This is a genomic window from Pseudarthrobacter phenanthrenivorans (assembly GCF_036455295.1).
Taxonomy (GTDB): domain Bacteria; phylum Actinomycetota; class Actinomycetes; order Actinomycetales; family Micrococcaceae; genus Arthrobacter; species Arthrobacter phenanthrenivorans_C.
Genome location: NZ_JAYXNX010000024.1, coordinates 1 through 25,819 on the forward strand (window position 1 = coordinate 1; position 25,819 = coordinate 25,819).

29 protein-coding genes and 1 pseudogene are annotated in these 25,819 nt (G+C 62.3%); 12 read left to right on the plus strand and 18 right to left on the minus strand.

Annotated features, from left to right (window positions below):
• From VXJ37_RS19860 to VXJ37_RS19895, 8 genes are all read right to left on the minus strand, one after another.
• Nucleotides 1-917 (minus strand): ABC transporter ATP-binding protein (locus VXJ37_RS19860; RefSeq protein WP_331324728.1); only part of this gene is annotated, 917 nt, incomplete at its 3' end.
• Nucleotides 914-1,807: an ABC transporter permease gene (locus tag VXJ37_RS19865; RefSeq protein WP_331324729.1), complete on the minus strand. Its 894-nt coding sequence runs from the start codon at nt 1,805-1,807 to the stop codon at nt 914-916. The genes VXJ37_RS19860 and VXJ37_RS19865, both read right to left, overlap by 4 nt.
• Nucleotides 1,804-2,778, minus strand: coding sequence for an ABC transporter permease (locus VXJ37_RS19870; protein WP_331324730.1), 975 nt, complete (start codon nt 2,776-2,778; stop codon nt 1,804-1,806). The genes VXJ37_RS19865 and VXJ37_RS19870 overlap by 4 nt, the downstream gene beginning before the upstream one ends.
• Complete coding sequence (locus VXJ37_RS19875; RefSeq protein ID WP_331324731.1) at nt 2,775-4,334, minus strand: ABC transporter substrate-binding protein; 1,560 nt, start codon at nt 4,332-4,334, stop codon at nt 2,775-2,777. The genes VXJ37_RS19870 and VXJ37_RS19875 overlap by 4 nt, the downstream gene beginning before the upstream one ends.
• A 304-nt stretch (nt 4,335-4,638) precedes the next feature.
• Nucleotides 4,639-5,106, minus strand: a complete 468-nt coding sequence (locus VXJ37_RS19880; RefSeq protein ID WP_331324732.1) for a thioesterase family protein — start codon at nt 5,104-5,106, stop codon at nt 4,639-4,641.
• Complete coding sequence (locus VXJ37_RS19885; protein WP_331324733.1) at nt 5,106-6,077, minus strand: 3-hydroxyacyl-CoA dehydrogenase NAD-binding domain-containing protein; 972 nt, start codon at nt 6,075-6,077, stop codon at nt 5,106-5,108. Before VXJ37_RS19885 ends, VXJ37_RS19880 begins: the two co-directional genes overlap by 1 nt.
• A 3-nt stretch (nt 6,078-6,080) precedes the next feature.
• Nucleotides 6,081-6,968, minus strand: coding sequence for a 3-keto-5-aminohexanoate cleavage protein (locus VXJ37_RS19890; protein WP_331324734.1), 888 nt, complete (start codon nt 6,966-6,968; stop codon nt 6,081-6,083).
• An 11-nt stretch (nt 6,969-6,979) separates the two neighbouring features.
• Nucleotides 6,980-7,843 (minus strand): TetR/AcrR family transcriptional regulator, encoded by an 864-nt coding sequence (locus VXJ37_RS19895; RefSeq protein WP_331324735.1) that lies wholly within the window; start codon nt 7,841-7,843, stop codon nt 6,980-6,982.
• 295 nt (nt 7,844-8,138) lie between these two features.
• Between VXJ37_RS19895 and VXJ37_RS19900 the strand changes: the two genes are divergently transcribed.
• Entirely contained in the window at nt 8,139-9,122 is a 984-nt protein-coding gene (locus VXJ37_RS19900; protein ID WP_331324736.1) for an alpha/beta fold hydrolase, read from the plus strand.
• A 160-nt stretch (nt 9,123-9,282) separates the two neighbouring features.
• Nucleotides 9,283-9,654: a CBU_0592 family membrane protein gene (locus VXJ37_RS21200; protein ID WP_440589837.1), complete on the plus strand. Its 372-nt coding sequence runs from the start codon at nt 9,283-9,285 to the stop codon at nt 9,652-9,654.
• Between the two features lie 650 nt (nt 9,655-10,304).
• Here the strand turns inward: VXJ37_RS21200 and VXJ37_RS19905 are convergent.
• Genes VXJ37_RS19905 through VXJ37_RS19920 form a run of 4 tightly spaced genes read right to left on the minus strand, consistent with a single transcriptional unit; the run spans nt 10,305 to nt 11,674 of the window.
• The gene (locus VXJ37_RS19905; protein ID WP_331324737.1) at nt 10,305-10,838 is read right to left on the minus strand and encodes a sensor histidine kinase; all 534 of its coding nucleotides are present in this window, start codon (nt 10,836-10,838) and stop codon (nt 10,305-10,307) included.
• A 49-nt stretch (nt 10,839-10,887) separates the two neighbouring features.
• A complete protein-coding gene (locus VXJ37_RS19910; protein ID WP_331324738.1) occupies nt 10,888-11,262 on the minus strand; it encodes a hypothetical protein in 375 nt (124 codons plus the stop codon).
• A complete protein-coding gene (locus VXJ37_RS19915; protein ID WP_331324739.1) occupies nt 11,259-11,516 on the minus strand; it encodes a hypothetical protein in 258 nt (85 codons plus the stop codon). The genes VXJ37_RS19910 and VXJ37_RS19915 overlap by 4 nt, the downstream gene beginning before the upstream one ends.
• Nucleotides 11,517-11,548: 32 nt before the next feature.
• Nucleotides 11,549-11,674, minus strand: a complete 126-nt coding sequence (locus VXJ37_RS19920) for a hypothetical protein (protein WP_331324740.1) — start codon at nt 11,672-11,674, stop codon at nt 11,549-11,551.
• A 517-nt stretch (nt 11,675-12,191) separates the two neighbouring features.
• On the opposite strand from VXJ37_RS19920, the gene VXJ37_RS19925 reads away from it, so the two are divergent.
• The 3 genes from VXJ37_RS19925 (at nt 12,192) to VXJ37_RS19935 (ending at nt 15,151) form a co-directional block, all read left to right on the plus strand.
• Nucleotides 12,192-12,638: a DUF7793 family protein gene (locus tag VXJ37_RS19925; protein ID WP_331324741.1), complete on the plus strand. Its 447-nt coding sequence runs from the start codon at nt 12,192-12,194 to the stop codon at nt 12,636-12,638.
• A 268-nt stretch (nt 12,639-12,906) separates the two neighbouring features.
• Nucleotides 12,907-13,530 (plus strand): CPBP family intramembrane glutamic endopeptidase, encoded by a 624-nt coding sequence (locus tag VXJ37_RS19930; protein WP_331324742.1) that lies wholly within the window; start codon nt 12,907-12,909, stop codon nt 13,528-13,530.
• Nucleotides 13,531-14,851: 1,321 nt separating this feature from the next.
• Nucleotides 14,852-15,151: a hypothetical protein gene (locus tag VXJ37_RS19935; RefSeq protein ID WP_331324780.1), complete on the plus strand. Its 300-nt coding sequence runs from the start codon at nt 14,852-14,854 to the stop codon at nt 15,149-15,151.
• Nucleotides 15,152-15,180: 29 nt separating this feature from the next.
• On the opposite strand, the pseudogene VXJ37_RS19940 reads toward VXJ37_RS19935, so the two are convergent.
• Nucleotides 15,181-15,327: pseudogene (locus VXJ37_RS19940) on the minus strand (CsbD family protein); the annotation flags it as partial.
• Nucleotides 15,328-15,451: 124 nt separating this feature from the next.
• Here VXJ37_RS19940 and VXJ37_RS19945 point away from each other — a divergent pair.
• Nucleotides 15,452-16,687 carry an alpha/beta hydrolase family protein gene (locus VXJ37_RS19945; protein WP_331324743.1) on the plus strand — a complete coding sequence of 412 codons (1,236 nt, stop codon included), beginning with the start codon at nt 15,452-15,454 and terminating at the stop codon, nt 16,685-16,687.
• Nucleotides 16,688-16,932: 245 nt separating this feature from the next.
• A complete protein-coding gene (locus tag VXJ37_RS19950) occupies nt 16,933-17,523 on the plus strand; it encodes a hypothetical protein (RefSeq protein WP_331324744.1) in 591 nt (196 codons plus the stop codon).
• 59 nt (nt 17,524-17,582) lie between these two features.
• Here VXJ37_RS19950 and VXJ37_RS19955 read toward each other — a convergent pair whose 3' ends face one another.
• On the minus strand, nt 17,583-18,461 hold the full coding sequence (locus VXJ37_RS19955; protein WP_331324745.1) for a hypothetical protein: 879 nt from the start codon (nt 18,459-18,461) through the stop codon (nt 17,583-17,585).
• Nucleotides 18,462-19,074: 613 nt separating this feature from the next.
• Between VXJ37_RS19955 and VXJ37_RS19960 the strand changes: the two genes are divergently transcribed.
• Both VXJ37_RS19960 and VXJ37_RS19965 read left to right on the plus strand, forming a co-directional pair.
• Entirely contained in the window at nt 19,075-19,278 is a 204-nt protein-coding gene (locus VXJ37_RS19960; RefSeq protein ID WP_331324746.1) for a helix-turn-helix transcriptional regulator, read from the plus strand.
• Complete coding sequence (locus tag VXJ37_RS19965; protein WP_331324747.1) at nt 19,271-20,461, plus strand: type II toxin-antitoxin system HipA family toxin; 1,191 nt, start codon at nt 19,271-19,273, stop codon at nt 20,459-20,461. The genes VXJ37_RS19960 and VXJ37_RS19965 overlap by 8 nt, the downstream gene beginning before the upstream one ends.
• Nucleotides 20,462-20,548: 87 nt before the next feature.
• Here VXJ37_RS19965 and VXJ37_RS19970 read toward each other — a convergent pair whose 3' ends face one another.
• The 3 genes from VXJ37_RS19970 to VXJ37_RS19980 form a co-directional block, all read right to left on the minus strand.
• On the minus strand, nt 20,549-20,929 hold the full coding sequence (locus VXJ37_RS19970; RefSeq protein WP_331324748.1) for a DUF7793 family protein: 381 nt from the start codon (nt 20,927-20,929) through the stop codon (nt 20,549-20,551).
• A 128-nt stretch (nt 20,930-21,057) separates the two neighbouring features.
• Nucleotides 21,058-21,561 carry a hypothetical protein gene (locus VXJ37_RS19975; protein WP_331324749.1) on the minus strand — a complete coding sequence of 168 codons (504 nt, stop codon included), beginning with the start codon at nt 21,559-21,561 and terminating at the stop codon, nt 21,058-21,060.
• Between the two features lie 705 nt (nt 21,562-22,266).
• Entirely contained in the window at nt 22,267-22,443 is a 177-nt protein-coding gene (locus tag VXJ37_RS19980; protein ID WP_331324750.1) for a CsbD family protein, read from the minus strand.
• Nucleotides 22,444-22,735: 292 nt separating this feature from the next.
• On the opposite strand from VXJ37_RS19980, the gene VXJ37_RS19985 reads away from it, so the two are divergent.
• The 3 genes from VXJ37_RS19985 to VXJ37_RS19995 all read left to right on the plus strand — a co-directional run bounded on the left by VXJ37_RS19985 (nt 22,736) and on the right by VXJ37_RS19995 (nt 24,967).
• Nucleotides 22,736-23,026 carry a DUF3040 domain-containing protein gene (locus tag VXJ37_RS19985; protein ID WP_331324751.1) on the plus strand — a complete coding sequence of 97 codons (291 nt, stop codon included), beginning with the start codon at nt 22,736-22,738 and terminating at the stop codon, nt 23,024-23,026.
• Nucleotides 23,027-23,295: 269 nt separating this feature from the next.
• Complete coding sequence (locus tag VXJ37_RS19990) at nt 23,296-24,036, plus strand: potassium channel family protein (protein ID WP_331324752.1); 741 nt, start codon at nt 23,296-23,298, stop codon at nt 24,034-24,036.
• A 160-nt stretch (nt 24,037-24,196) separates the two neighbouring features.
• A complete protein-coding gene (locus VXJ37_RS19995) occupies nt 24,197-24,967 on the plus strand; it encodes a recombinase family protein (protein WP_331324753.1) in 771 nt (256 codons plus the stop codon).
• Between the two features lie 81 nt (nt 24,968-25,048).
• Here the strand turns inward: VXJ37_RS19995 and VXJ37_RS20000 are convergent, their stop codons facing one another.
• Nucleotides 25,049-25,618, minus strand: coding sequence for a TetR/AcrR family transcriptional regulator (locus tag VXJ37_RS20000; RefSeq protein ID WP_331324754.1), 570 nt, complete (start codon nt 25,616-25,618; stop codon nt 25,049-25,051).
• Nucleotides 25,619-25,819 lie beyond the last annotated feature (201 nt).

Genomic DNA, 25,819 nt, shown 5'->3' on the forward strand with positions numbered 1-25,819 from the left:
GTACTGCCTGGCGGCGCAGCCCTGCAGGAGTCGTCCGCAAGGAGGCATCGCGGGGCGAAGGCGCATCCTTGAGGTCGTGCCAGGGGTGAGGGGGCGTGGCCGGGGATGCCTATCATGGGCCGCTTAGCGTCCAGATCCGGTACAGCCAGCAGCAGCCGGCCTGTGTAGGGGTGGCTCGGGTTGGCCAGCACCTGCGCCGTGCTCCCGATCTCGACGATGCGGCCCGAATACATCACCGCGATGCGGTCGGCGAGTTCAGCCACGACTGCCATGTCGTGGCTGATGTAAACGGCGGCGCAATCGTAGGTTTTGCACATCGACCGGACGGTGGCGAGGACGTGTTCCTGGGTGCTGACATCCAGTCCTGTGGTGGGTTCGTCCATGACGATGAGGGCGGGGCGGGTCGTGAAGGCCATTGCGATGGCTACTCGTTGTTGCTGGCCGCCGGAGAGTTGATGCGGGTAGCGGCCCAGGAATTCGTCGTCGTCGGGCAGGGCCACCTCGCGCAGGACTTCGCGGACGCGCAGGAGTGCCTCGGTGCCGGTGGCTTGGAGGCATTCCTTCAGTTGGGTTCCGATCCGCAGCGCCGGGTTCAGCGCTGATGCCGGTGACTGCGGGATGTACGCCACGGTTTGCCCGCGCAGTTCCCGGACTGCGCGCCAGTGCATCCCGGCGAGTTCTTGGCCGGCCACGCTGACGCTTCCGCCGCTGACGCGTGTGCCGGCTTTGCAGTAACTAAGCAGTGCCAGACCCAGCGTCGTTTTTCCGGAACCGGATTCGCCGACCACCCCCAGAATTTCGCCTGGAAGCACCTCGAGGAAGAGTTCTTCAATGATGGCTGCCATCGAGGGGATGCCGGTGATTTTCAGATCATCCACCACCAGGGCGGGAGTGGTGCTGCTGATGCTTGTGCTCATGCCGTGATTCCTTGGTCGCTGCCGATGGATGCCTTGGCCAGTCCGTCTGTGACGAGGTTGGTGCCGACCGTCAGTACTGCGATGGCGATGACGGGTAGGGCTACAGACCACGGAGAAACGGTCATGGCTATCCGGTTTTCGTTGATCATCAGGCCCCAATCCGCAGCCGGGGGCTGCATGCCGAGGCCGAGGAAGCTGAGCCCGGCCACGAGACCGATCGAGTAGGTCAGGCGCAGGCCGAATTCCACGGCCAGGGTGGAGCTGATATTGGGGACGATTTCGCCGATCATGATCCGCCAGCGGGGAATGCCGACGGATTCCGCTGCTTTGATGAAGTCACGTTCGACGACTGACAGTGCGGCTCCGCGGACAACCCGGGCCACGCGGGGAAGGTGCCCGAGCCCGACCATGAGCACCAGGAGCCATAGTTGGGGGCCCATGATGGACAGGAACAGGAGCGCGAGTACGATCTGGGGGAAAGCCAGGGCCACGTCGCCTGTGCGCATCAAGGCCTCATCCAGCCAGCCGCGCCGGTAGGCGGCCAGCACCCCGACAAGCGCGCCCAGGCCCACGCCCAGCGCGGTGGCGACGAGCGAGAGGATCATGAGCGTTTGGCCGCCGGCCAGGAAGCGCGACAGCACATCCCGGCCCAGGTTGTCGGTGCCGAAGGGGCCGCCGATTCCTGCCGGAGAGAAGGGGGCGGCTACGAAATCATCGGTGGGCGAATGAGGCGCTATGTAGGGTCCAACGAATGCCAGGGCCAGCACCGAGCCGCTGAGTACCGCCCCAAGGACGGTCCGCTTGGATTTGAGGGCCCGCCGAAACAAGCCCTGCTTGACGGTGGCACGCCCAGTGGCGGGGCGGTAGCGGGTTGTGAGGGTGCTGCTCATCGTGCCGTCCTTACTTTGGGGTTCGCGGCCAGGGTGATGACGTCGGCGAACAGGTTCACTACGACGTAGAACAAAGCGATGATGATGGTCAAAGCCTGCACTACGGGCAGGTCCCGGTTGGTGACGGCGTCAATCAGCTGGAAGCCGATGCCGGGGAACCGGAAGAGGAACTCCACGATCACCACCCCGCCTATCAGCCACGCCAGTTGCAGTGCGATGACCTGCGCCACCGGGCCGATGGCGTTGGGGAGGGCGTGGCGGATGATCACTGTGCGTTCCGGCAGGCCTTTCAGCCGGGCCTGCTGGATGTATTGGGTGTCCAGGACCTCCAGCATCGTGGCCCGCATGATCCGGATGATGTAGGGGGAGACTGCGAGCACCAGAGTCAGGACGGGCAGCACCAGCTGGGCCGGGTTGGCCCAGACCTGCTGTCCCGGGACGAGCACAAAGACGGCCGGGAAAAGGTGGAAGAGGCCGGTCGCCAGGAGCAGGACCAGCAGCACCCCCACGACGAATTCCGGCAGTGAAGCCAGCACGAGGGTGATGATGCCGGTCACGTGATCCACGGCGGTGTCCTTCCTCAAGGCGCTCCACGTACCGATGCCGATGGAGAGGGGGATGGCGATGAGCGCGGCACAGATCATCAGGATGCTGGAGTTGATCAGGTTCGGGGCCACTGCGACGCTGACCGGGACACCTCCGGCAAGCGAGGTTCCTAGGTTGAAGGTCAGGAGATTTCCCAGCCAGCTGAGATACTGCTCCGGCAGGGATCCTCCCAGATGGAGTTGTTCCCGCAGCGCCGCCAGCCTGTCCGGGGTGGCCTCGCGGCCCAGGATGGCCTGGGCCGCGTCGCCCGGCAGTGCCTGGGTGGCCAGGAAGACCACAAGGGATACCACCCAAAGGGTGAACAGTCCGAACAGGGATCGCCGGAACAGTAGTCGGCGTATGCCGCCGTTCCTGGCTTTCGTCATTGGTTCAGCCAGACGTTGCGGAAGCCGAAGGAGGTCAGCGGAATCCCGCTCTTGTCCGGGGTGAGGCCCTGAACGGTGGAGCCGTAGGCATCAACGCTGTTCGGGAAGCCCCAGATAATGTAGCCGCCGCGGTCGAACTCGATCTTTTGAGCCTGCTTGATCAGTCCGCAACGAGCGGTTTCATCGGTGGTGCCTTGTGCCTTCGTGACCAGGGCGGACCATTCCGGGTCGTTCCAGTGCGTCTCGTTGTAGGGCGATGCGGTGAAGCCTGATGCTGCCGTCTGGGGCAGGTAGTCGCGGGAGAACCAGAAGTCCTGGGAGAAGTTCCATTTCAGGTACTGGTCCCCGTAGAACTCGCCGGGGTCCACCTTTTTGACGTTGACTGTTACTCCGGCAGCCTTGGCCTGTTGGGCGAAGACCTGCGCGGCTTCGACGAGGCCGGCCGCTGCCGGGGACGTGACCAGGTCGACAGTGAGGTTGCTCTTGCCGGCCTCGGCCAGCAGGGCTTTGGCTTTTTCTATGTCCTGGCTGCGCTGGGGAACGTCGGAGGGGTAGCAGGAATCCAGGGGGGAATACATGTCGTTGCCGATGGTGCCGTGGCCGCCGAGCACCTGATCCACCATCTGCTTGCGGTCCACGATCAGCCGGAAGGCCTCACGGACTTTGGGGTCGTTGAATGGTTCCTGGTCTACTCGCATCGTAAACGGCAGCCAGGAACCGGTGGCCGATTCGAGCACCTTGACAGCCGGGTTCGCCTTCACGACATTGACCTGGCCCAGCGGCAGCTGGTCAATGGCGTCTACCTGACCGCCGAGGAGCGCGTTGACCCGTGCGGTGTCATCGGGAAAGTCGATGATGGTTACCTTGTCAACGTGCGGTTCACCAGTGCGCCAGTAGTTCGGGTTCTTCACGAACACGCTCTGCTGACCAGGAGTGAAACTGTCCAGCATGAACGGCCCGGAGCCTACCGGCTTTTTAGGGTCGTAGCCGACCGGGACGATGCCGGAATTGTACTGGGCCACGGTGTCCGGGAAGATGGCGTACGGGCTGGTGAACGTAAAGACGACGGTCTGCGGATCGGCGGCTTTAAGGGCGTCGCGGTCCAGTGTGGAGAGCGCTGCAGCGCCTGCCATGGGCGCCTTGGGGTCGGTGATGCGTTTGAAGGTGAAGATGACATCGTCTGCTGTGATGGGCTTTCCGTCGCTGAATTTCAGGCCGTCCCTCAGGTGCACGGTCCAGGTCTTGCCGTCGGCTGACGGGGTGATCTTGTCCGCCAGTGACATTTGGATCTTGTGGTCGTTGTCGTAGCCGGCCAGCGTGTCATATAGCTGGATGGCGCGGGCTTCGTCCGGATGGGTCACCGGTGCGTGGGCATCCAGGCTGTCCTTGGCAGAACCACCAACAATTCCGACGCGCAGGTTGCCGCCGGGCTTGGGTGTGGACATTGCGGTAGCGGGGTCCGCCGCGCCGGTGGAGCAGGCTGAAAGCCCCATGAGCGAGGCGCTCAGGGCCAAAGCAGTGATTAGGCGGACTCGGTGGCGATTCTGGGCGGGCATAAGCGGTGCCTCCTACGGCGGTGTAAGGAAGTGGATGCGGTACAAACGGGGGAGGGTGCGTCGTGGAGTGACGCGTCAATAATGTGGGTTAACTTCGAGTTTTGGCCGCAGAACATAAGCCTGCGACCAGGCTCAGGTAGGTGCTCGGGAAACCGGGGTGCAGTCTCTTTACTCCGCTTTCCGTCCTCGATGAAGTGATAGTAGTTGCCCAGTTAACAGGCGTAGTGAACTGACACGCACCCACCTGTGTCTGTGGGCGATGATGCTGATTTCACTACTGTTTCTTTCTGCAGATGCGCGTGGCCTAGGCAGTCACTTTCCGTCCGACCCACTCGGGCATTTGATGCTCGCCGGACTGGGTGATTCTGGTGATGTTTTCGCTGACGGAACTGGGAAATGCTTCCGTGCCCCCCGTGACCTGATTGACGTGGAGGGCCAGGATTTCCTCGGTTGCAATGAGTTGGCCGCCAGAGCGCATCTCGTGGGCCAAGTGGAGTTTCTTCGGGCCTGAGTTGACGATGTCCGTCGTCACGGTCAGCTCAGCACCCTGTCCTGTTTCCATGAGGTACCGGATGTGGCCTTCGACCGTGTAGAGCGAATTGCCTGTGTCCTGACGGTAGACCTGGTCCATTCCCATTTCATCCATGACCTGGTCTGTAGCGAACCCGAAGACCAGCACATAGAAGGCCTCTGACATGTGTCCGTTGTAATCGATCCATTCGGGCAGAACGTCGCAGCGGTACGCGGGGAGGGCCCGCGTTGTTGTGGCCATTACTCTTGTGCCGCTTTCACGGCGGCCACAGCGTTCCGGATGGCGATGATTGCTTCGTCCCGTTCGGCAACGAGTTCCAGAAAGGACCTGTCGGCGACTTCTTCGTCGCACCCGGCAATGACAGCGTTCCGCAGCGCCGGTGTCAGTTCGGGGGCGTCAAGGCGGGTCCAGGGTGACTTCAGCGACGGACCGAAATGATCGAGCATGTGCGCCATTCCACCTTCGCCGCCCGCCAAATGGAACGTCAGCATGGGTCCCTGGATAGGCCAGCGCAGACCGGGTCCATCGGTGATGGCCAGATCAAGCTGCTCCACAGTCGCCTCGCCGTTGTCCACCATGTGCAGCGCTTCCCGCCAAAGGGCTTCCTGGAGCCTGTTTGCAATAAAACCCGGTACCTCCCTGTCCATCGTGATGACGGACTTACCGATGTGTTCGTACCAGGCAGCAGCCCACTTCACTGCCTCTGCCGACGTATCTTCGCCTCCGACGACCTCCACGAGGGGAATGAGATACGGCGGGTTGAAGGGGTGGCCGACGACGAGCCGGGACGGATTGGCGGCCTCGGTGGCCATCTCCGTCATGCCGTACCCGGAGGTGGAGGAAGCGATCACGACCTCTTGTGCCGTGACGGAATCGATCTGGGCAAGCAGTGACCGTTTGAGGTCAAGGACCTCGGGTGCACTCTCCTGGACGAAGCCGACACCGTCGACAGCCTCGGCAAGATCGGTGTGGACCGTGAAGTTGTCCTTTGAGGCATGAGGGGCCAGACCCAGCTTGGTCAACGCCGGCCACGCCGCATCGATAAGGCGCCGTAGCTTTGCTTCGGCGTCGGGGGCCGGGTCCCACGCCTTGACGCGGTAGCCCTGAGCGAGGAAGTAGGCTGCCCACCCGCCGCCGATGGTACCGATGCCTACACAAGCGACGGTGTCGATGTCATGTATGTCGACGGGTGTGAAATCAACGGTTGTCATGGGTTATGCCTTCTTCTCGAGTTGGAGTATTTCGCGGGCTTCGTCCGGTGTGGCCACCGACGATCCGAGGTCGTTGACGATCTGGATGGCGCGCTCGGTGAGTTGCGCATTGGTGGCTTTGACGCCCTTGCTGAGGTAGAGGTTGTCCTCCAGCCCTACCCGAACGTGGCCGCCCAGGAGTACGGACTGGGCCACCCACGGCAGTTGGTCCCGGCCGATGGCGAAGGAGGTCCATTGCGCACCCTGCGGGAGCATGTGCACCATTGCCTGAAGCAGGCCGGCGTTCACGGGTGCCCCGTATGGGATTCCCATACACAGCTGGTACAGCGGGGGAGGGGCGATGAGGCCTTCTTCAACCATGATGTTCGCGAACCACAGGTTGCCCGTATCGAAGATTTCCATCTCAGGCTTCACGCCGAGTTCCCTGATCCGTGCCGCGCCTTCGCGCAACATGTCGGGAGTGCTGACATAGAGCTGGCTACCCTCGCCGAAGTTCAGCGAACCACAGTCGATGGTGCAGATCTCCGGCCGCAGTTCCTCGACGTGGGCCAAGCGTTCCAACGCGCTGGCGAGGTCCGTTCCGGGCATCTGCTTGGTCGGTTCGCCCGGATCCAGGAACAGGTCACCACCCATTCCGGCGGTGAGGTTGATGACGGGATCTACATCGCTTTCCCTGACCAGCCGGACCACTTCCCGATACAGGGCCACATCCCGCGAACCCTGGCCGGTCTCGACGTCCCGGACATGAATATGGACCACCGAGGCACCGGCGCGGGCGGCTTCAACGGCGTCCTGCGCGATTTCCTCGGGTGTGACAGGAACATGCTCGCTCCTGCCGGTGGTGTCACCGGCGCCGGTAAGCGCGCAGGTGACGATGACCTTGCGGTTCATTAATTGCTCCCTTATGGTTTGACGATATTGCGGTCTATGAAACTTTCGATATGTCGGTGCATCTGATCAGAAGTCAGCATTCCTGTCAGCACTTTGATGCCCAGGCCGTCCACGAGGCCAGTGATCTCAATCGCGAGGTCGGCTGATGGCACCTCGACGAACACTCCGGCCTGCTGGCCGAAAACAATGGCGTCCTCCACTGTCTGTATCCAGCGCCGGTAGCCTTGGGCGTGGTTTTCCCTTCCTGACTCATCCACGGCGACGTAAGACCAGGTCTGCAGCCAAATGGACCATTCCGCACGGCCTCGGTCCCCCGCGGGGAGCTGAAGCTCGATCAGTCGCTTGAGCCGGCTTACGGGCTCACTGATGGCGTGCAGTTCGGCGATTTGTCGGTCAAAAGCCAGCTTCACGGAGTAGCGAAGAACCTCCGCGAAAATTTCCCGTTTCGTCGCGAAGTAATAGTGCACGGTTGCAGTGCTTACGCCGCAGGCAGAAGCGATGTCAACGATGCGCACTGCCGAATAGCCGCGCCGCGCCAGCAGCCACCAGGCGGATTCAACGATGGTCCGCCGTTTTCGAGCATGATCGCTGTTTTCGGCGTGCTTGGTGGGCAGGATCATGGCCGGCGGCGGTACAGAAACACCCAGTGTCTGGTCCGAACCGGACATCAGCCAGTTCACCGTGACACCCGTAACATCAGCAAGACTGGTCAGTTCCGAAGGCTGGAACCGGCGCGTCCCGGCAAGGGACTTGGAGAGCTTCGTTTCATCCAGTCCAACGTGCCGAGCGACTTCCCTTTGAACCAAACCTGAATTCTGAATAGAGAGGCGGGCGCGCTCGGCGAGCTCCATATTTTCTGAAGTGGGTGTTGCCATGGCTAGACGTTATAAACGACTTGCGACTTTGGCAAGAGCTTTAACTTACATTTAAGAAAACTTGCGATAAGATGCTCCACAAGAAGACAGGCAATCCCAGAGCAGCGGCGAGAGCTTGTGTCTTTGACTGCGCTCGTTTCCGTGGCCGGCTAATGCCTCGCTGGTGCAGAAAGCCTCAATATCACTTCAAGCCTTCGACCTCCGTACCGATGTAGGGCTTTCTTTAGCTGCCAGCTACTCCTTCGAGTGCTCGCAAGGGGACTCATGGATGAAGGGAAATTGGATGGAAGTTCGAATGGAGTCCCTCGCTCATCGTGAGCTCGGACAGGTCGGGTTCGACCCGCTGGGGCCAGTGGTGCGAAGTGCCCAGGTGTCCTCCGGACGGACCGTCCATTTTATCGATGAAGGTCAGCGCTATGGGGTGCCGCTGATCTTCCTGGGAGGTGCAGGAACCAGTGTCCGCGCGTTCCGGCTCATGGAATTCGCGCGTTCCCTGCAGGAGCAGCTGAACGTCCGGATCATCTCAGTCGAGCGCAACGGCTTGGGGCAGACGCCGTTCAACCCAGCCGTTGGATTTGAGGCGTACGCCGAAGACGTGTGGTCCCTTCTCCACAGCCTGGACATTGACCGCGCGTCAATCGTCGCAATTTCCGGCGGGGGGCCCTACGCCGCACATCTCGCAGCCGCTTATCCCGAGCGGGTACGGTCGCTGCACCTGGCGTGCGCATACTCCGAATCCATCGGGACCGCCGGTATCACCTTCGACGCCAGTGAAGTAGCTGCCGATCCAGTGTCATGGTGGACGTTCCCCACCAGCAGTTGCGTCCACAAGATACCCGGCTTCGTCGATTCCGCGATAGAAGAGGCAACTCGCGCGGTCTTCGCACAGGGCAGGCGGACGGTTCCAGCGGGGCTAAAGCAGGCTTTTGACTTCTATGCTCGATCGCCCCTGCCTGATCTCGGAAGAGTGGACGCTCCGGTCTTCACGTATTGGGGCAGCGAAGACAGCCTTGTTCCGATGGAACACATCAACCGGTGGCAAAGATCTTTAGACGCCAAGACGTCAGGACGGGAGATTGTGCAGCGGATCTACGGCGGCGAAGGACACGACGTGCAATATCGGCATTGGGACCAGATACTCACCGACGTGGTCTACCTCGGCTCCATGGTTATGGTCAGCTTTTCCGGCAGGACGTACCTGGTTGATGCGCTGAAAGAAAGGTCCCTCCTCGGCTCCGGTTGCCAGCTCGGCCTCGCCGCATGGCACGCCGATGCGTAGCCGACGCTACTAGACCACACCCACGTCATTCATCGTCAGGAGGAGAGTGAGCAGACCCCCAGGACGTTTATGACTGCTTACCGCTGCACCAACGACACCCACCACTGCAGACTTCCGGCCGAGCGCATAAAGAAGCAAGACACGTTGTTGAAAGGACTCCATGGAACTGCTGTGGGAATTAGCCGGCTGGGCAGGCGCCGTTGCGATCCTGACTGCCTACCTCGTTGTGTCCATGGGCTGGGTGAAGCCAGGCAGGGGCTTCCAGACGGCAAATCTCCTCGGCGCAAGTGCTTTCATCGTTAATGGCGCATTCCACGAAGCATGGCCTTCAGTGACCACGAATATCGCGTGGCTTCTCATATCTGCGGTGGCCCTACTTCGCATGCGCTCAGGAACTTCTGGGTCTGCCGGTGCCGAAGTTGCACAAGTTCAGTTCCCTGGGGTCCCGGATACAACCGGCGAAGTCGCCGTATGTGAGGGCCTTAACAGTTCTGCTCACGACGACCCCGAGGGCCAACAACCTCAGCTGTGACTCTTGCAACCCAAATTGAGGTCCTACGAGGGGAACTACGCGGAGGAGCCTTTGGCGCCAATCATGACACCTTGCATGGCCTATCTCGAGCGAGTACACCCGGTGAGGGACGTCAGTATTGCCCTGCCCAGGTGGACTCGGGTGGAAGGGGCAGGATTTGCCGAAGGGAGTCAGCGAAGAGTTGCAGGCTATAGGTGAAGCGTGAACCGGCTCCGCGATAAAGTTCCCCCTATATCGGGCCAACCTCGCCATCACCGGACAAGCCGCAAGGGTCATCGGCATCACCAATGTGCCTCCGGTGCACTCGAGTAAGCGGTTTTGACAACCATAGGCCGAAGGATCCAAGTGCTGGACGTTGGCCGTCGCATGAAGCCCGGGCTTGATGTCCATGAGCACCTCGCCGACCTTTCGCGGCGCCGAGGACATGCGAGCCGGGCAGCAATTGCTCCACAACAGCACTCGTTGCTGCCTCGCTCACTCCATGGGTGCCATTGAGCCAGCCGAGCGTTGAGCGGAATGTAGCGCCACAAAGTGTCCTTGAGGGGTGCCCATGGTAGGGGCACCGTCGACCAGCGACAGGGATTTCAAGCCGAGGCGGCGCTTGAGCGGCTCCAATGTCTCACCGCCACCTTCTTGCCGCAGGGAGCGCGCTATGCGGACACTATAAACGGGACATCTGCCTCAGCTGCCGGCAGGGCCAGCGCCGCTGTGGTGCCGTGTCCTTGAGCGCTGGAGAGCCTGATCTGGCCGCGGTGGTTCTCCATGATGGACCGGGTGATGGCCAGACCCAGCCCGGCGCCGGGAATCGTGGACGAGTGAGCGGTGGCGGCCCTGAAGAAGCGGGTGAATGCCTGGTCCAGTTCTTCTTCGGTCATGCCAACCCCCGTATCGGTGACCTTGCACAGAAGCTCGTTGCCGCTGGCGCCTACCTCGACGGTGACCGTACCGCCGCTGGGAGTGTACTTGATGGCGTTGGAGACGAGGTTGTCAACGGCCTGGCCGAGGCGGTCAGGATCAAAGTAACCCGTGGCGGCCCCGTGGGGAGCAGTTCCAGGGTAATCCCGGCGGCGGCCGCCTTGGGCTGGGCGGCCTCGACGCTGTGACGGACCACGTCGGTCAGGTCCGCGTGCAGAGATGATGGCTAGCAGACCGCAGAGCCCAGCTGCTATCGCCGATGCAATCATGTTCCGTTTCCAAATCCGCAGATCGCTGCTGCTCGGTTGGGCAAGCGCTCTACCCTGGCTCGGCCCCTGCCTCAAACACCTGCGCTAAAAGCAGTCCCATGAGAGACGGAAACAGGGGAAGGGTCGGAGTGCGAAAAAAGTCCGACCCGGTCAGGGTGACAAAAACGACGATGAGTATCACGAAGCCGATCACGGAAAAGTACTTCCACCGGCGATTCGTCAGCCTCAGCGGACCGTTGCGGCTCCGTCCGAATAAGACAGGCGAACCTGCGGCCACGACCAAGACACCGAAAATGGATTCCAGAGAGGATAACCAGAAATTGACTGGCCTTGTCCACGAAAGGACAACGGACAAGACACCCAGAACGATGACGACAAGCCCGCCAGCAATCCGGAAGCCAGTTTCAGCTTTCAAAGGCATCATGTGCGCGGGTCCTCATGGGTAGCTTCTGCTCTTCTTCGACGAACTTCTCTCACGGCCAGGCCAAACTGAGAGATCAGCGCCACACCGAGGAGGACGAGCCCCGCGGATGCCCATCCAGGTCGGCCAAAAAGTCCAAGGAAGATCCAAATCAGTCCGAATAAAAACCAGAAGTTCTTCAAGGAGTTCAGATCGCCGGTCGAGCGCTTCGGGAAGCGAACTGAACGCTTGATCTTGCCACGCAGCTTCTCCCACATAGGCGTTTCCTTCGGCCCTGACCACATGCAATTCATATTTTGTCCGAGAGCATACGTGCATCCTGGTCTGTTGTCCCGAAGTTCAACTCGAAGGTGCCGGCCGGGCATGCGCCCTTGGCCACCAAGGGGAACAGGTAAGTGTCCAGCTCCACAGTCATCAGCAGCCTCTCACCCTCCCGGACGCTCCTGACCATCTCTTGGCTGAAGACTGGAATCCCATTATGTGCATCCCGAACCGCCGGCGCCGTAAAACGTCACGACGGCCGGGTGCAGGAAAGCCCCGCCGCGGGGAGCGATCCGGCGGCGGGGCTCGAGGCATTTGCCTGAATCCTGAGATCGAGGAGCGTCAGCCACATCAGATCCAAGGGACGTCGCGTTCTGCTACACAACGGCTACTATTTTGACCCCATCGGATGCCGGTTTCCGCTCATTTTGCTCAAGAAAGCATCAAGTTCTGGGAAGTTCTCGCGCACCCGGGTCGCGGTTCGGCTGTAACCTCTACGGCTTGCAGCCGTAAACACGGCACACGAAACCTCGCGTGGAGCCGACACTTAATGCTGGACGCCGGGACACCTTTCCCGTACCGTGGCGGACAGCCTGAAGCAACCGGGCTACGGGGACAGAGGCGCCGCCGCTCTATCTGATTGCGTGGCTGCCGGACTGATAGCAGGCGACATGGCACTGGGAACATGTAAAAGCGCTGACAGCGCGGGGGCAAGGGATTTCTTCGGACACGAGCGGCCGCTGGATGGTGAGTCGTCTCCGCGGGTCACCATTGAGCACATTAAGCCCGGAATACTCCGGATTGATCTGCAGCCGCAAACACACATCGTCAAGGCAGATGGTGAGCTGGCACGTGCCCGGCTACTTGCCTTGGCGAACGGCAAACCAGTATGTGTGCTCCTCGACGTCACGGGCGTCGGAGAGGTGAGCAGGGAAGCTGTCGCCTTTTACAGCGAAGCGACCCACGTGGCAGCCTTCGCCCTCCTCGGCAGCACGGCTGTAGACAAGGTCATCGCCCACAGTCTTCGCGGACTTGACTGGCCTCATTGCCCTGTCAGGTACTTCGTGGATGAGGCCGAGGCCCTCGCATGGCTCGACGGGACCTGCAACGACGCTTGACCTGTCTTTGCCAACTCATCCGACCCGTAAACGCGTCTTCAGCGGTCCACCCGGCGTCCGGCGATTAGATCGCGAGCAGCAATCCTTCCCCGAAGACTGGCCTGGTTTTGAAGGCTATCGTCTGTGATGTCCGGGGTCAGTGTCGTTGACGTAAGTTGGGGGATCGGAAATGGCGCGTATCGCGAACGGGATGGGACGCCGCATAGGTGCGGGCGGCAAAGGGGTGCGTCTGGTCCCGCTCTCGGCTGTGCAGGGGTGGCTAGGCTCGGTGAGCGCTCGGCGCCTCGCCCGCGCATTCATGTTCATGGGACTGGCGGCCCTGATAGGGGCATTCACGGTCAAGGCAGCCGCGGAGGTCCGGGTGGGAATGATGCTCGCAGGGGTCGCCGCCGTCGAGTTCGGCGGCCTGCTGGCAATTCGGACCCGCGGACCGATCGAGGGATTTCGGAGAAAGACCCCAAGATATGCCTTCGTCGGGGCCGCTGTTATTGCCTTCGCTTACATCGCGGCTACCTTGGGCGGGAACTCGATGGTGAGTGGGGCTGTCAGCCACCTGACCCCGTTGAAGCTCGTCGCGGTCGTGGCCGCAGTGATTGCTGGCTTCTTTGAAGAGTCCCTTTTCAGAGGCGTCCTGATGGACCGATTGGCGGCCGCCGGCCGCAGCCCGGCACTCCAGGTCCTTATCAGCGGGCTCGTGTTCGGAGGCCTGCACTTTTACGCCTTCGCCGGCCTCCCCGCCGCACTCCTGGCCCAGGCCGCGACGACCGTGCTCGGATGGGCCCTGGCTACCCTCTACCTGATGTCTAGACGAAGCCTGTGGCCCTGCATCATCGCCCACATCTTGATCGACGCCGCCCTGGAGCCAGCACTGCTCCAAAGCCTCATCCACTAAAACCCACACGGGAAAGCCACATCACTCATGGCCCGAGCCCCACTGGTTGGTGCGGTGCCTCTCACTTTGGCTAATGATCCATTGGAGCTTCTTAGGAGGGGTTTTGCAGCTTGAGTTTCATGCCGGGCGTAAAGGATGCGGTGGCCTCTGGGGACAATGACCACATTCCGGGGAGCTTGTTATCGGTTACCAACTGCCGAACTGGTATTCCAAAGCGTGCGGCTACGGCCCCTGGGTTGTCTCCTTCGACAACGGTATAAACGCCTGGGCGTCCCGACGCGTCCTTTTGGTAACCGCCGGCCGCTCCTGGGCGCGGGTAGTCGACCCCTCGCAGGTCCACGACAGTTCCCGGCGCGGGCTCTGCGTCCGCAGGCGTCACTTGAAATGCTTTGAGGCTCGCTTCTTTGAGCTCAAACGCTTTTGCAATGGATTCCCAGGTGTCCCCTGGGACAGTTGTGTACGTTATTGGGAGTTCGTATGAGCTCAGCCCCACTTTGCCGGCCACATCAAGCGTGGGAGCGCTGGAACTGGAGGCAGTAACCTCCGCCGCCTCGGCTACTGCGAAAGCACTGGAGGTAGTAGGGGAGGGTGCCGGCTCTGAATAGGAACAAGATGTCAGCAGCATTGCCGACGCCGCGAAGAGCCCGGCGCCCCCTATTTTCCAGGCTCCCCGTTGGTCCCCAGGCATGTGAGCCCCCACATCGTCCCCCAAGTTTCCTTGCTGCAAATCGGGGACGTTTATACGTGCCCGCTCCGTCAAAGACTAAAACAGCTTTCACCCACCCGTCCCTCAGCTCCGGCACTTCGTGGGCAACGTGAAGCGGATCCTGTTCGTGCAACGGGCTATGACATCCAGCCACTCGAGGTCCATGGTGGCGGGTTAAAGTGACCTGCCTCGGCGGTCCCATTCGGCCCTTCTAGCTTCTTCTTCTTTCCAGAATGCTGCGTCACGGCGGCGGGCTCGGAGTAGGTACAGGACCCTGACCGCGTTGGCCAGAACGGCCAGGACAAGGATCGACAGTGTTGCCACATCCCAGCCGTTCCTGACGTTGAACTTGCTAATCATCAGGGGTGAGAAGCAGATGACCGCAAGGCCCGATGACCAGATTGAGGCGAGCCAGGAGCCATGCGTCGTTCTCGCCTGGAGATGCTTTTGCCCCTCTGGCTCCGACATGCCCGAAGCCTACAGCAGGGACATTCAAAAAGGGCCCGGTCTGCGCTTTTTGATGCTGAAACGTCTAGCCGAACTGTCCGGACGAGCCCACCAGGGCATCCGACGTGCTTATACTGCCCTCTTGCCCATTTTCAGGAGAGGACTGCCATGGCCGCCGAGGACTACTTCGTTCACCGTCACCGGGACACCGTGATCAAGGAAGACCATCTCGCCGTGTGGAAGCCGATTCCGCGGGGAGAGAAGGACGCCACGATCCAAATCGACCAGGCCGACGGGGTGACGGCGGCCGTGTCGTACCGGGCCGAGCACGCCCCGGCCTTGGCGCGTGCGATCCTCGAAGCGGTGGGCCTGGATCCGCGGACAGTGTTCACGGGCGAGCTGCCGGAGCTGACCCCTCTCAAGGTCAACCGCGCCGAGGGCACGAAAAAGGCGCGCCCCGTTCGCTGAGCGCGCCCTTCCCGTGATGCCTGTCGGTCCTTGAAGGCGTCCTTGACCTTTTCGCCGGCCTGCTTCAAGTCGCCCTTGGCCTGGTCTGTCTGGCCTTCGGTCCTCAGGCTCTCGTCACCTGTTGCGGCGCCGGCCGTTTCCTTGGCTTTGCCACCTGCCTTCTCGGCAGCGTTGTCAGGCTGTTCCTGGGGACAAAGAAGCTCATTGCCCCAACGTACCGTAGGCAACCCGACGGGCCGTGACCTGGGAACTTCACTCGGTGATCGGGAGCGCAGGCCGTGCGTCCCCTACGATCAAGGCATGGGCGAAGGCGCACGGGGAAAGCAGAAACGCCGGTGGGTGCGGTGGGTTCTCTGGATCGGGCTCGTACTCGTTGTTGCGCTCAGCGGCTACACCGGTTACGTCGCGAGCCGGGCTGCGCAGCCGGTAACGCTGCCGAGTCCGACCGGCCCTTACAAGGTCGGTCGGACCCTTGTCGAATGGACCGACAGCGCCCGTACCGATCAGCTCGCCCCACAACCGGGCAAGCCACGGGAGCTGTCCGTTTGGCTGTGGTACCCGGGTGTCCCGGGCCCTGGCGCGCAGCACGCACCTTACACTCCGGGCGCCTGGGCGGGATTGCATCTCAGCGGTCCGGCCGGTCTTGGCGAAACCAGGTTCGCAGATGTTCGTGACAATTCGTACGCCGACGTTCCGGTCGCTGGGGGCCAGTTCCCCGTTGTCGTGCTGGAGCCGGGCATGGGTCTCGCCGCGCCGCAATATGCGACGCTCGCGGAAGAGTTGGCGAGCCACGGTTATCTGGTCGCCGGTGTCACCCCTACGTACAGTGCGAACCTAACGGTCCTCGACGGTCAGACCGTGTCCGCCACGGAGGCGGGTAAACCATCGGCGATTGACACTACGAACGAGCACGCGGGCGACGCGCAGGCCGCCGGGGACAGGCTGGTCGCTATCTGGGCGGCGGACGGCCAGTTCGTCGCTACGCACGTCGCGGGGCTGAACACCAGTGGCCGCTTCGCCGGGCAGATCAACGCCAGCACAATTGTCTATGCGGGGCACTCTTTCGGTGGGGCGGCCGCGTTGGAGGCGTGCCGCACCGACTCCCGCTGTGCCGGCGCGGTCGACCTCGACGGCACTCAGTACGGCACGGTCGTCCGTTCCGGGCTCGCCAAGCCGATGATGCTCATCGGGAGCCGGAACTCCTGTATCACCGGTACCTGCCAACCGGTCGACGCCGGCGACCAAGCCAGCCGGGACACAGCCTGGACGCTGCTGGTCGCCAGCACCGGGGACGTCTGGTGCTACCAGATCACCGGAGCGGGGCACTTCAATTTCAGCGACTACGGCGGCTATTACCTTGCCGCACCGATCAGGTCCCAAGTCCCGCTCGGTCCTATCGACGGTACCGAAGCGCTCACCATCACCAACGCCTACCTGACAGCATTCGTCGACCACGTGACCCAGGGCCGGCCCGAACCGCTGCTGACCGGCCACTCGCCATACCCTCAGATCGACGTTCAGCACACCCCATCCTGAGCAGATCAAGCAGTGGCGACTCGAACGCACGAACGCGATGAGCCGGCGGAGTCCGGTCCGAATTTTTCGACGGCTGAAATCGATGGTCGAGACTTCGGTCGGTAATGTGGGCCGACGTGCTTCTCCGCTGAACTTCCTGACGGCACCGCGCTCGGGCCGGTCGACAAGCCGGATTCTCACCCGTCCCTGTCTAAGGGTGCGGCGCGTGAGGCCTGCCAGGGCAGTTGCAATGTCATACTTTCTCGGTGACGTCACTGCTGGAAACCATGGCCCCCTACCAAATGACCGCCTCATGGGCGGTCTGGCCGCCAGCCGACTCGTATAACCGTGCCAGCGACATCTCGTTCCCGACGGAAGGGCTCAACGGGGCACTGCATTCCCGATCCATCATCCTCGGACTGAACCCGGGCGACTCGCTCGTGGAGCGGCTGCCCTGGCACAACTTCCACGCCGGCCCCCGGCACAACGACCACTTCCTCGCGGAGGCATTTCGCGGCACCGCCCACTGGGGTGCCTACATGACCGACCTACTGACCGAGGTCAATTCGAAGTCAAAGACGCTGGACTTGAGCCCTGGCACCATCCGCCGCGACGTGGCTGTCCTGACGGAACAGCTTCACGCACTTCAGGCTGCGGACCCGCTGTTCATCGTGATCGGAAAAAAGACGGGCGAAGCCTTCGCCAAGCACGAGCGGGACCTGGCCCGCGCCCTGAACATGGCCAGGTTGCGGTCAGTGACAGTCCCTCACTACTCAGCCGCTAACAGCCGGGTGCACGGGAACAACCCGGCAACATACCGCCGGCTGGTCGCCAACGCCCTGGGAAACACGGCGTAGCCCCTCCGGACACGGCGGAGACCGGTGCTCCAGCGGACGGGAGGCGCCGGACTTCGACATCAGCGAGCCTCCAACTTCGCGAGGCGTTCACCGATCCGGCTGCCGGCACGGCGTTCCTCGGGGTATTGCTGCAGCCATCGTTCCAGCACAGCGATCTCCTCGTCCCTCTGCCCAAGCTTCCGGTGGACGATAGCAGCCTGCTCCGTGTACCAGGGAGCAGGCACGCCACCCTGCGCGTCACCCTCCGCACCCGCGATGGCCTTGTAGTAAAGGACCAACGCCTCTTCGAGCCGGCCTCCGCGCTTCAGTTGCTTGATCGGCTCAATGAGCTCCAGGTAATGCACTCCGTCGACCATGCCGCGCCTGAACTGCTCCGCCCGGGCTCCGCCTTCTGCCAGGGCTTCGCGGACCATGGCGGACTTCGCCGCATGGGAGTCGTTGACGCGCTCTGTGGGCGCCAGCGCGGGTGGGTTCTGCGCCGTGTACGCCCACTCCGGGTCACCGTCGCCCAGCCACACGAACGCCTTGGCGCGCAACTTGTCCTCATGGAGGATGTGCAGCTGGTAGGGGACCGGGTGGCTGACCCCGACAGGCAGGTGTACATCCTCGGACGCATACGAGGGCAGGCAGCCGACCCGCTCTCCGTCCACCAGGACGGCGACTGCTTGCGGGTCGACAGGGTTCTCCGGCTCCCGCTGCAGCTGCGCCTGGCCTACGAAGTAGCCCCGACCACCAAGGCCGCGGCGGTCCGCCAAAGCGGCCACGGCGTCCTTCGCGAAAGTGGTCGTCCCGGCGACCTCAACGCAGGCGCTGTAGCTGATGGTCAGCGTCCTGGTTATGGATGGCTGGCTGTGGCCGTAGGTGCGCGGATCGGGAGAGCCCGCGGCCTCCAGTCCCTTTCTGCCGAACGCTTCACGAAGCCATGAAGTAAGTCCCATCGGAAATCACTCATCTCCGCAGTTGGGGCATACACCAATCAGGGGCCGTTCCATGAAACACGACGGGCAGACATCTCCGTGCCGGCCATCCTTCTCACGGCCGGGGGAGCCTGATCCACCCGACCTTTCGGCGCATGTCTGGCACGGGAGGATCGAATGCATCTGCTGCTCCTAGGCCCGGTACGGCGCCGGACCGAGAATCGACCCGTCGTTGCCCCGGTCGAAGTGCGAGCAATCTTCATAGTGCCTTCGCTGCGGGTTAATGGGGTCCTTGAGCCAAATGAGACCCGGATAATCGACTCTTTCGTCCACGTCACCACCATAGTCCCCGCACCCCGGCCAGCCACTCTTGGTCTCGGGATTCCGTGGTTGCTCGTTTGTTCGTTCTCACGCCCGCCGGTAAACCTCCTCAAGGATTGGCGTGGGCTGAACCCCCAATTCGGTTGCTTTTGGCCGCTTGAAATCTGCAATATCGTTCCGAATTGACCAAATGACGGTCCCCTGTAGCCCTCAACGGAGTATTTCGGAAATATGTTGCTGATTGGATGTGGCCTCTGGCATATTGGTGGGTATCGAGGACTTGATCGGCAATATATTTCAGAAAGGGCCCGGCATGGAAGACGTCGCTGCCATAGGTGCCGGCATCAGGCGGGCCCGGAGGGAAGCCGGCATCACGCAGGCGACGCTGGCCGACTTGATCGGGACCTCCTCTCGAACCATCCACGCGATCGAGACAGGGACAGGCAATCCGTCACTTGCAACGGTCGTGGCCGCCGCCAACGCGGTCGGCTTGCACCTGAGGCCATCCGATGAGTGAGGATCTGCATCGGCTGAAGTTTGTCCGCACTGCGGACGTATACAAGGCGGGCTCGTTGGCCGGGCAGTTGGACAGGACCGACCGGGGGACGGTCGCCTTCTCTTACGCGTCCGATTACCGCACATCAGGGGGGCGCCCTGTCAGCACCACCTTGCCCCTCAGCGCGGACCCCCTAGAGGCGCCCAGCGGAGCGCTGCCGTCTTTCTTCTCCGGTCTCCTGCCCGAAGGTCACCGCCTTACGGTTCTGAAGGATGCAGTAAAGACGAGCCTGGGCGATGAACTCAGCCTTCTCCTGGCTGTCGGTTCGGATGTGCCCGGCGATGTTCAGATCGTGCCCGCAGGGGAGGCGCCGGAGGAGCCGCCGCCGCTGGCGGACACTTCCCGCCCGGAGGACCTTGACTTCGCCGCCTTCGCCGACGCAGTGGATCCGCACGGGCTGCCCGGTGTCCAGACAAAGGCCAGTGCCTCGATGCTGACCACCCCGCTTGCCCTTGCCGGCCGCCGGTACCTGCTCAAGCTTGATCCGCCGCAGCACCCGCATCTGGTTCTCAACGAAGCAGCGCACCTTGCCGGGGCGAAGGCCCTGAAGATCCCGGTCACCAGGCACAGCATCGTCACGGACCGCAACGGCCTGCCCGGGCTCTTGGTTGAACGGTTCGACCGTGGCGCCGACGGCGAACCCCTCCGCCTGGCGCTGGAGGACGCCGCCCAGGTCCTGGACCTCCCGCCGGCCTCAAAGTATGCCGTGAGCTCGGAGGATGTCGTGCTGGCACTGGCCGGGCTGTGCAAGGCCAAGGCTGTCGCGGTAAGGAATCTCTACCTGCAGTTCGTCTTCGCCTGGCTGACAGGCAATGGGGATCTGCATGCCAAGAACGTCTCTGTCCTTGAAGGTCGGCACGGCGGCTGGGTGGTGGCCCCCGTCTATGACATCCCCTGCACGCTGTTGTACGGCGACGACACCATGGCCCTCACTGTCACAGGCAGGGAGAAGAACCTCAAGGCCAAGCACTGGCAGGAGTTCGCAGCCAGCATCGGGCTCCCCGCACGGGCGGCCACCGCTGCCAATAAGGTCGCATCGGCCGCCACGCAGGCCATAGATCTGGGGGCACTGCCCTTCACCGGCTCACCCCTGAACGGGGCACTTCGAGAGCTGCGGTTCCGCCGCGCCCAGCTCGACGGCTGACCATCCCTAGCGCGTCGGCTGCTGGCAGAGCCAGCAAAGGCGTGGCGCCTTATCCCGGCATGCTCTAAGCATGATGTGGCCGCGTAGTCAGCAGCGGGAGAGCCAGATGATGGCCTCGGACTCAGAGGTGAAGTAGCGGGTGGGGCGCGCGGGCCGGTGGGCGCGGGTGAAGAAACTGGCAATCACCTCGTCGACAGGGGATTCACCGAGCAACGCTACTCGTAACGCGGCGTGCGGCATGGCGAACACGTCCCTGGCGCCCGACGACGTGACACCGGCGTTCCGCATATCGACAAGCAATGGCTTGCCCCCGCCGGTTCCGGCGCAGATCTGGTTCATCATCGTGACAGCTGAGTCGGCGTCTTCTTCACTAACATGGGAGCCCGGGGCCCATACCAGGTGCATTATCCCGTCCGTACGGAGGCTGAGAACCGCTTTGCCTCCGGCCACCGTAAATTCCTCAGCCATACGGACCCCGGACTGTTCTGGGGGACAAGCTTCCCATGGGTTCCAACGTACAACACACGCGCGGCGTAGCTGGGAGTTGTCGGGATGTCCGGCCACCCACCGAACCCGCTCTGCGTTTTCTTTCGGGGTCAGTGGTTCCTGAGCCTGATGGTCCGGGCGTGGTGGACGGCGGCCAAGGAAACAGCACTGGCAGTGAGCCGTACGGCGTGGATCCTGTACCACTGTGCCAGCAAGGGGCGGCGCTGGTCCTCATTGAGGGGCTGTGGGCTGAAGAACAGCTTCGGGTTCAGGAACCGGAGCACGTACGCGGTGGCAGCAGCGCCCACGGCCGAGCTGGTGGCCGCCACGACCAGGGAGGCCCTGGTGCGTGGCCGGTTCCAGCCAGCCAGAAGGGCGCCGAAGGCTGCTGGGGTGTTGAGCGGGGCTATCGGGACGTAGTAGCGCCCCGGGCTGCCTGCCCCGAACGGGGTCCGGGGCAGTTCCTGGCTTGCCTCCGATGCAGCCACTCGATGAGGCACTTTCACGAGGGCCTCGTAGAGGTTCCCGAAGAACCAGTGCGCGTGCGTAAACTCCGCGACATCAAGGAGCCGGTCCGCGAGAACTTCACGACGAAGGGTGGAGGTGCGTCTCATGCCCACAATCTACGCTTTTCCCATCGGAACGGTATGAATGTCGGGTCAGGAAGAAGAGCATGCATTATCTGGAACAGGGGATTGCAAGGCACGATTACCGGCCACTGTTTTGCTGTGCGTGCATCGCCTGACGTCACCCCGGCTGCCGATAATCAAGCGGGATATGGAAATGCCCGGGTTCCTGACGGTGTCTCAGGAGCCCGGGCATTTCTGGGGGACTGGTTGGTCCCCTTTGACGGTCCGGTGCCTTAGTCTCCCGAGCTGGGGTGCCCGTTGTGGCTGATGGATGCGACGGCGCCGGTCTGTTCGTTGAGCAGGACCTTGCCGTTGCGTTCGTGGTGGAAGCTGAACATGGAGTTCATGGATCCGGCGGTGGCGTCGGCTGAGGAGTCGCCGATGGTGCCGGTGTGCCAGTTGTCTTCGATGAACCGCCGGGGCGCTGACTGTGCCTGGGCCTTGATCTCGGGAGAAGAAAGATAATGTCTCTTTGACCCTCATCGGGCACAGAAAAAGGCGCGCCCAGATGGGCGCGCCCTTTCGCGGTTTGGATCAGTGCTTCTTGAAGGCGTCCTTGNTTCGATGAACCGCCGGGGCGCTGACTGTGCCTGGGCCTTGATCTCGGGAGAAGAAAGATAATGTCTCTTTGACCCTCATCGGGCACAGAAAAAGGCGCGCCCAGATGGGCGCGCCCTTTCGCGGTTTGGATCAGTGCTTCTTGAAGGCGTCCTTGATCTTCTCGCCGGCCTGCTTGAGATCGGCCTTGACCTGGTGGCCTTTACCCTCGGCTTTCATCCGGTCGTTGCCACTGGCGTCGCCCGCGGCTTCCTTGCCCTTGCCGTGAAGTTTCTCAGCGGCGTTGTGGACCTTATCTCCCAGTCCCATGGCGTTGCCTCCTGCATCGTCACAACCGTTCACTACGGCTGTATCTCCAGTAAGCATGCATGAAAGTCGGATTTCAAGACCCGGTTCTTCTTGGGGTTCGTGGTAGGCCAACGGACCTGATCTCGTTGATCTCATTTCTGGCCTAAGTAGGTATGGGGCTGTGGATTTGGGGTAGGAGATCATCGCAACCAATGAGGCTGCCGCCGGTGTCGGAGCATCGCTGGTAGGACGGGACGCGCCTTGTTCCGGCAACCTTGCTCTCCGGCATACGGTGGACGCAGGAAGGCGGGGTATGTCTCTCTCTGAGAATGAGCGCCGGCGCCTTGAAAAGCTCGAGAAGGAACTGGCGGCGGCTGACCCTGGTCTGGACCGGAAGTTGCGTTCCGGAGCGTTAGTCGACCGGGCACGGTTATATTCCGTTTGTGGTGTTTTGGCGGTGATGGTCGGAATGGCAGTAGTCATCTCCGGGATCATTTCGAGGCTCACCATCATCGGCGGGGTTGGCTTCGTACTGATGCTCGCGGGCGGCCACTGGTTCGTGACCGGCCTGAGACTTCGGCGAAGGTCCGGTCCCGGGTCCTAACGCAGTGAAGCGCGGAGGCACCCTCGTCTGCGGGGCCCCCGTATGGTCTGCCGTTCCGGAATCCCGCCGGTCCAGGGTGGGGTGCTTATCTGGAATCTTTCCCCTTTCCGTGAGTGGTGCCTGTGCAGCGTTTTCCTGAGCGTGGCCAGACTGATTAGGGGGACAGCTATCAGGCCAACCACGTAGAGGGTGAAGGCAGCGAAGCGACTTCTGCTGTGTTCGTGACGTCTGGCTTCTTACCCGGATTGCCGACGTCCTAGACTTCAAAAATGACCCAGCAGGAATGGAACCGTCGTTCCGAATGGCCGTTGACCGTTGCATCGCTGATTTTCCTGGCGGCCTACTCCATTCAAGTCATCGCCAACACGGAATCCCTCCTCATCGAGGTCCTGATCTGGGTGACCTGGGCGGTATTCGTCATCGATTACCTGGTCAACCTGGCTCTGGCGCCGCAGCGCTGGCGCTGGTTCCTCAGGAATCTTCACGAGCTCGCTATCGTGGCTCTGCCTGCCCTGCGGCCCTTGCGGCTGCTGCGGCTGGTCACCCTGCTACGGGTCATGCACCGCTTCGGCGGCAACGCCCTTCGCGGCAAGGTACTCACCTACGTCCTCGGCGCAGCCGCGCTGCTGATCTACGCCGGCGCCCTGGCCGTTTTGGACGTCGAAGAGAACGCCCCGGGCTCAAACTTGACGACCTTCGGTGATGCGATCTGGTGGGCCCTGACAACCATCACCACCGTCGGCTACGGCGACCACTACCCAATCACCGTGCTGGGCCGCTGTGTCGCCGCGGGCCTCATGATCGGCGGTGTCGCCGTCCTGGGCGTGGTGACCGCCTCGGTCGCCTCATGGATGGTGCAGGCCGTGGCCGAAGAAACCCAGGCCGAACTGGACGCAGCCGAGGCGCCCGTCCAGCAGGAACTGCAGAAACTCACCGCACAAGTGTTGAATCTGACCGCTCTGTTGGAGGGCAAGACGTCGGAGGGCGACCGCCGGCTCAAGGAGCAGTGAACGATGCCTCCCTGCGTCTCATGAACTATAGGTAATGACACCGATGCTCTAATCCCTGTTTCCGCGCGGTTTCTGGGCGAAAAATGTCTCACCAGCCCGGTACAAGTTGTTGTCTCAGGAATCCTCGAGGAAACCCGGACTGCGACGACAGGGGCATTTGATGAAACTCGGCTACGCACGTATCTCCACCTCGGACCAGGACGCCAGCATGCAGATCGAGGCGCGCATCTCGGTCGGCGTCGATCCGAACCGGATCTTCACCGACGAACTCTCCGGCGCCAGGGAGGCCAAGGAGCGGCCGGGCATGAAGGCGCTCATGGACTACGCCCGCGAGGAAGACGACATCTACTTCTGGCGGCTGGACCGGATCGGGCGCTCGGTGATCGACGTTCTGAACACCGTTACGGAGTTCACCTCCCGGGGTACCCGGCTGCATTCGATCATGGACAACCTGGACCCGACGAGCGTGCAGGGACGTATGCAATTGGCGATCATGGCCACCCTGGCCGAGTACGAGAGAGAACTCATCAATGAGCGGGTGCGGGCCGGGGTGATCAGCGCACAGAAGCGCGGGGTCCGGTTCGGGCCGGCCCCGATGGAGGAGACCATTGCCCGGGACCGGGTGAACACGGCCAAGGAGCTGATGGCCCAGGGCAAGACCGCGGAGCACGCGGCCAAGACAGTCGGCTGGTCCAAGGCCACACTCTACCGGTACATGAAGACCTACGACGGGGCACCGGCGCCCAGGGAAGCCGTGCGGCCCAAGCGTGGGACGAGCAGGTCGCGGTACGTCGAGAAGACGACACTGCCCGGGAGGGATTGGCCGGGCCAGCGGCCGGCACGTCCGGGACTACAGCACCCGCAGGGTCACGGGGCAACAGACTCACAGAGTCATGGGCGGCAGATAGCTCCGATGCGAGAAGGAGAATAGTGTGGCTGCGGTCCGGGCACCGGCCCGTCCAGAATTCAGCCGTGCGGACCGAGGCACGCAGACCGAACCCCACGCTCCGGCTTATTTGAGGCCGGCTGTCACGACAGCAACAAGACGGTGAATCGCCTGTGCGTCCGGGAGTGCCGCGGCTGCTGTCAACGCATGAAGTGCGAAGGCTGCGAGCTCCTCACTGGGAGTGTCCACCCGGACGATTCCTGCGTCGGCGGCATCGGCCAGGACCCCGGCGATCAGATCGGTCAGCTGCTGCTCGATGCCGGAGATGTTCTCAGGACGGTGAACGAGGGCTGATGTGTCTGTAGCGCCGTGCTCCTTCCGGTGGTGGGCGATGAATGCGTACCCCGTGAGGACGACGCGCAGGCGCCCAGACGGATCCTGGGTCTGGTCGCGCAGTTCTTCCAGTTTCCGAAGCTGCATGGCCACATGCCTTTTATGACGGGCAACCAGAATGGATTCGACATCCGGGAAGTACTTATAAAGCGTGGCGCGGCCGATACCCACCGTGGTCGCGATCTCAGACATCCTTACGGAAGTGATCCCGCGCTCCCTGGCCAGCGTGTGGGCGGCGTCCAGTATGGCATCCTGCACCGTCTGGCGGTGCGCTTCGATGGTCTCATTCCAGAGCTTGGGCACCTTCAAACAATACACGAGGACAACACGGCGACAAGCTGTCTTGATCAATACAGTCTGTATTGATAACTTCGGCTGAACGACCCGTTGCGAAGAATTGAGAAACACCATGAGCGAAACTCCCCGTCAGGATCCGCGGACCACATCGGAACGTCCGCATAGCGGAGGAGGGGCCATGCCCCGATGGGTGAAAGGGTTCATCGT

What these genes read in the sequence shown, in the direction of transcription:
- VXJ37_RS19865 (WP_331324729.1), bottom strand. Translation starts at nt 1,807, where the DNA reads ATGAGCAGCACCCTCACAACCCGCTACCGCCCCGCCACTGGGCGTGCC.
- VXJ37_RS19870 (WP_331324730.1), bottom strand. Translation starts at nt 2,778, where the DNA reads ATGACGAAAGCCAGGAACGGCGGCATACGCCGACTACTGTTCCGGCGA.
- VXJ37_RS19875 (WP_331324731.1), bottom strand. Translation starts at nt 4,334, where the DNA reads ATGCCCGCCCAGAATCGCCACCGAGTCCGCCTAATCACTGCTTTGGCC.
- VXJ37_RS19880 (WP_331324732.1), bottom strand. Translation starts at nt 5,106, where the DNA reads ATGGCCACAACAACGCGGGCCCTCCCCGCGTACCGCTGCGACGTTCTG.
- VXJ37_RS19885 (WP_331324733.1), bottom strand. Translation starts at nt 6,077, where the DNA reads ATGACAACCGTTGATTTCACACCCGTCGACATACATGACATCGACACC.
- VXJ37_RS19890 (WP_331324734.1), bottom strand. Translation starts at nt 6,968, where the DNA reads ATGAACCGCAAGGTCATCGTCACCTGCGCGCTTACCGGCGCCGGTGAC.
- VXJ37_RS19895 (WP_331324735.1), bottom strand. Translation starts at nt 7,843, where the DNA reads ATGGCAACACCCACTTCAGAAAATATGGAGCTCGCCGAGCGCGCCCGC.
- VXJ37_RS19900 (WP_331324736.1), top strand. Translation starts at nt 8,139, where the DNA reads ATGGAGTCCCTCGCTCATCGTGAGCTCGGACAGGTCGGGTTCGACCCG.
- VXJ37_RS21200 (WP_440589837.1), top strand. Translation starts at nt 9,283, where the DNA reads ATGGAACTGCTGTGGGAATTAGCCGGCTGGGCAGGCGCCGTTGCGATC.
- VXJ37_RS19905 (WP_331324737.1), bottom strand. Translation starts at nt 10,838, where the DNA reads ATGATTGCATCGGCGATAGCAGCTGGGCTCTGCGGTCTGCTAGCCATC.
- VXJ37_RS19910 (WP_331324738.1), bottom strand. Translation starts at nt 11,262, where the DNA reads ATGATGCCTTTGAAAGCTGAAACTGGCTTCCGGATTGCTGGCGGGCTT.
- VXJ37_RS19915 (WP_331324739.1), bottom strand. Translation starts at nt 11,516, where the DNA reads ATGTGGGAGAAGCTGCGTGGCAAGATCAAGCGTTCAGTTCGCTTCCCG.
- VXJ37_RS19920 (WP_331324740.1), bottom strand. Translation starts at nt 11,674, where the DNA reads ATGACTGTGGAGCTGGACACTTACCTGTTCCCCTTGGTGGCCAAGGGC.
- VXJ37_RS19925 (WP_331324741.1), top strand. Translation starts at nt 12,192, where the DNA reads ATGGCACTGGGAACATGTAAAAGCGCTGACAGCGCGGGGGCAAGGGAT.
- VXJ37_RS19935 (WP_331324780.1), top strand. Translation starts at nt 14,852, where the DNA reads ATGGCCGCCGAGGACTACTTCGTTCACCGTCACCGGGACACCGTGATC.
- VXJ37_RS19945 (WP_331324743.1), top strand. Translation starts at nt 15,452, where the DNA reads ATGGGCGAAGGCGCACGGGGAAAGCAGAAACGCCGGTGGGTGCGGTGG.
- VXJ37_RS19955 (WP_331324745.1), bottom strand. Translation starts at nt 18,461, where the DNA reads ATGGGACTTACTTCATGGCTTCGTGAAGCGTTCGGCAGAAAGGGACTG.
- VXJ37_RS19960 (WP_331324746.1), top strand. Translation starts at nt 19,075, where the DNA reads ATGGAAGACGTCGCTGCCATAGGTGCCGGCATCAGGCGGGCCCGGAGG.
- VXJ37_RS19965 (WP_331324747.1), top strand. Translation starts at nt 19,271, where the DNA reads ATGAGTGAGGATCTGCATCGGCTGAAGTTTGTCCGCACTGCGGACGTA.
- VXJ37_RS19970 (WP_331324748.1), bottom strand. Translation starts at nt 20,929, where the DNA reads ATGGCTGAGGAATTTACGGTGGCCGGAGGCAAAGCGGTTCTCAGCCTC.
- VXJ37_RS19975 (WP_331324749.1), bottom strand. Translation starts at nt 21,561, where the DNA reads ATGAGACGCACCTCCACCCTTCGTCGTGAAGTTCTCGCGGACCGGCTC.
- VXJ37_RS19980 (WP_331324750.1), bottom strand. Translation starts at nt 22,443, where the DNA reads ATGGGACTGGGAGATAAGGTCCACAACGCCGCTGAGAAACTTCACGGC.
- VXJ37_RS19985 (WP_331324751.1), top strand. Translation starts at nt 22,736, where the DNA reads ATGTCTCTCTCTGAGAATGAGCGCCGGCGCCTTGAAAAGCTCGAGAAG.
- VXJ37_RS19990 (WP_331324752.1), top strand. Translation starts at nt 23,296, where the DNA reads ATGACCCAGCAGGAATGGAACCGTCGTTCCGAATGGCCGTTGACCGTT.
- VXJ37_RS19995 (WP_331324753.1), top strand. Translation starts at nt 24,197, where the DNA reads ATGAAACTCGGCTACGCACGTATCTCCACCTCGGACCAGGACGCCAGC.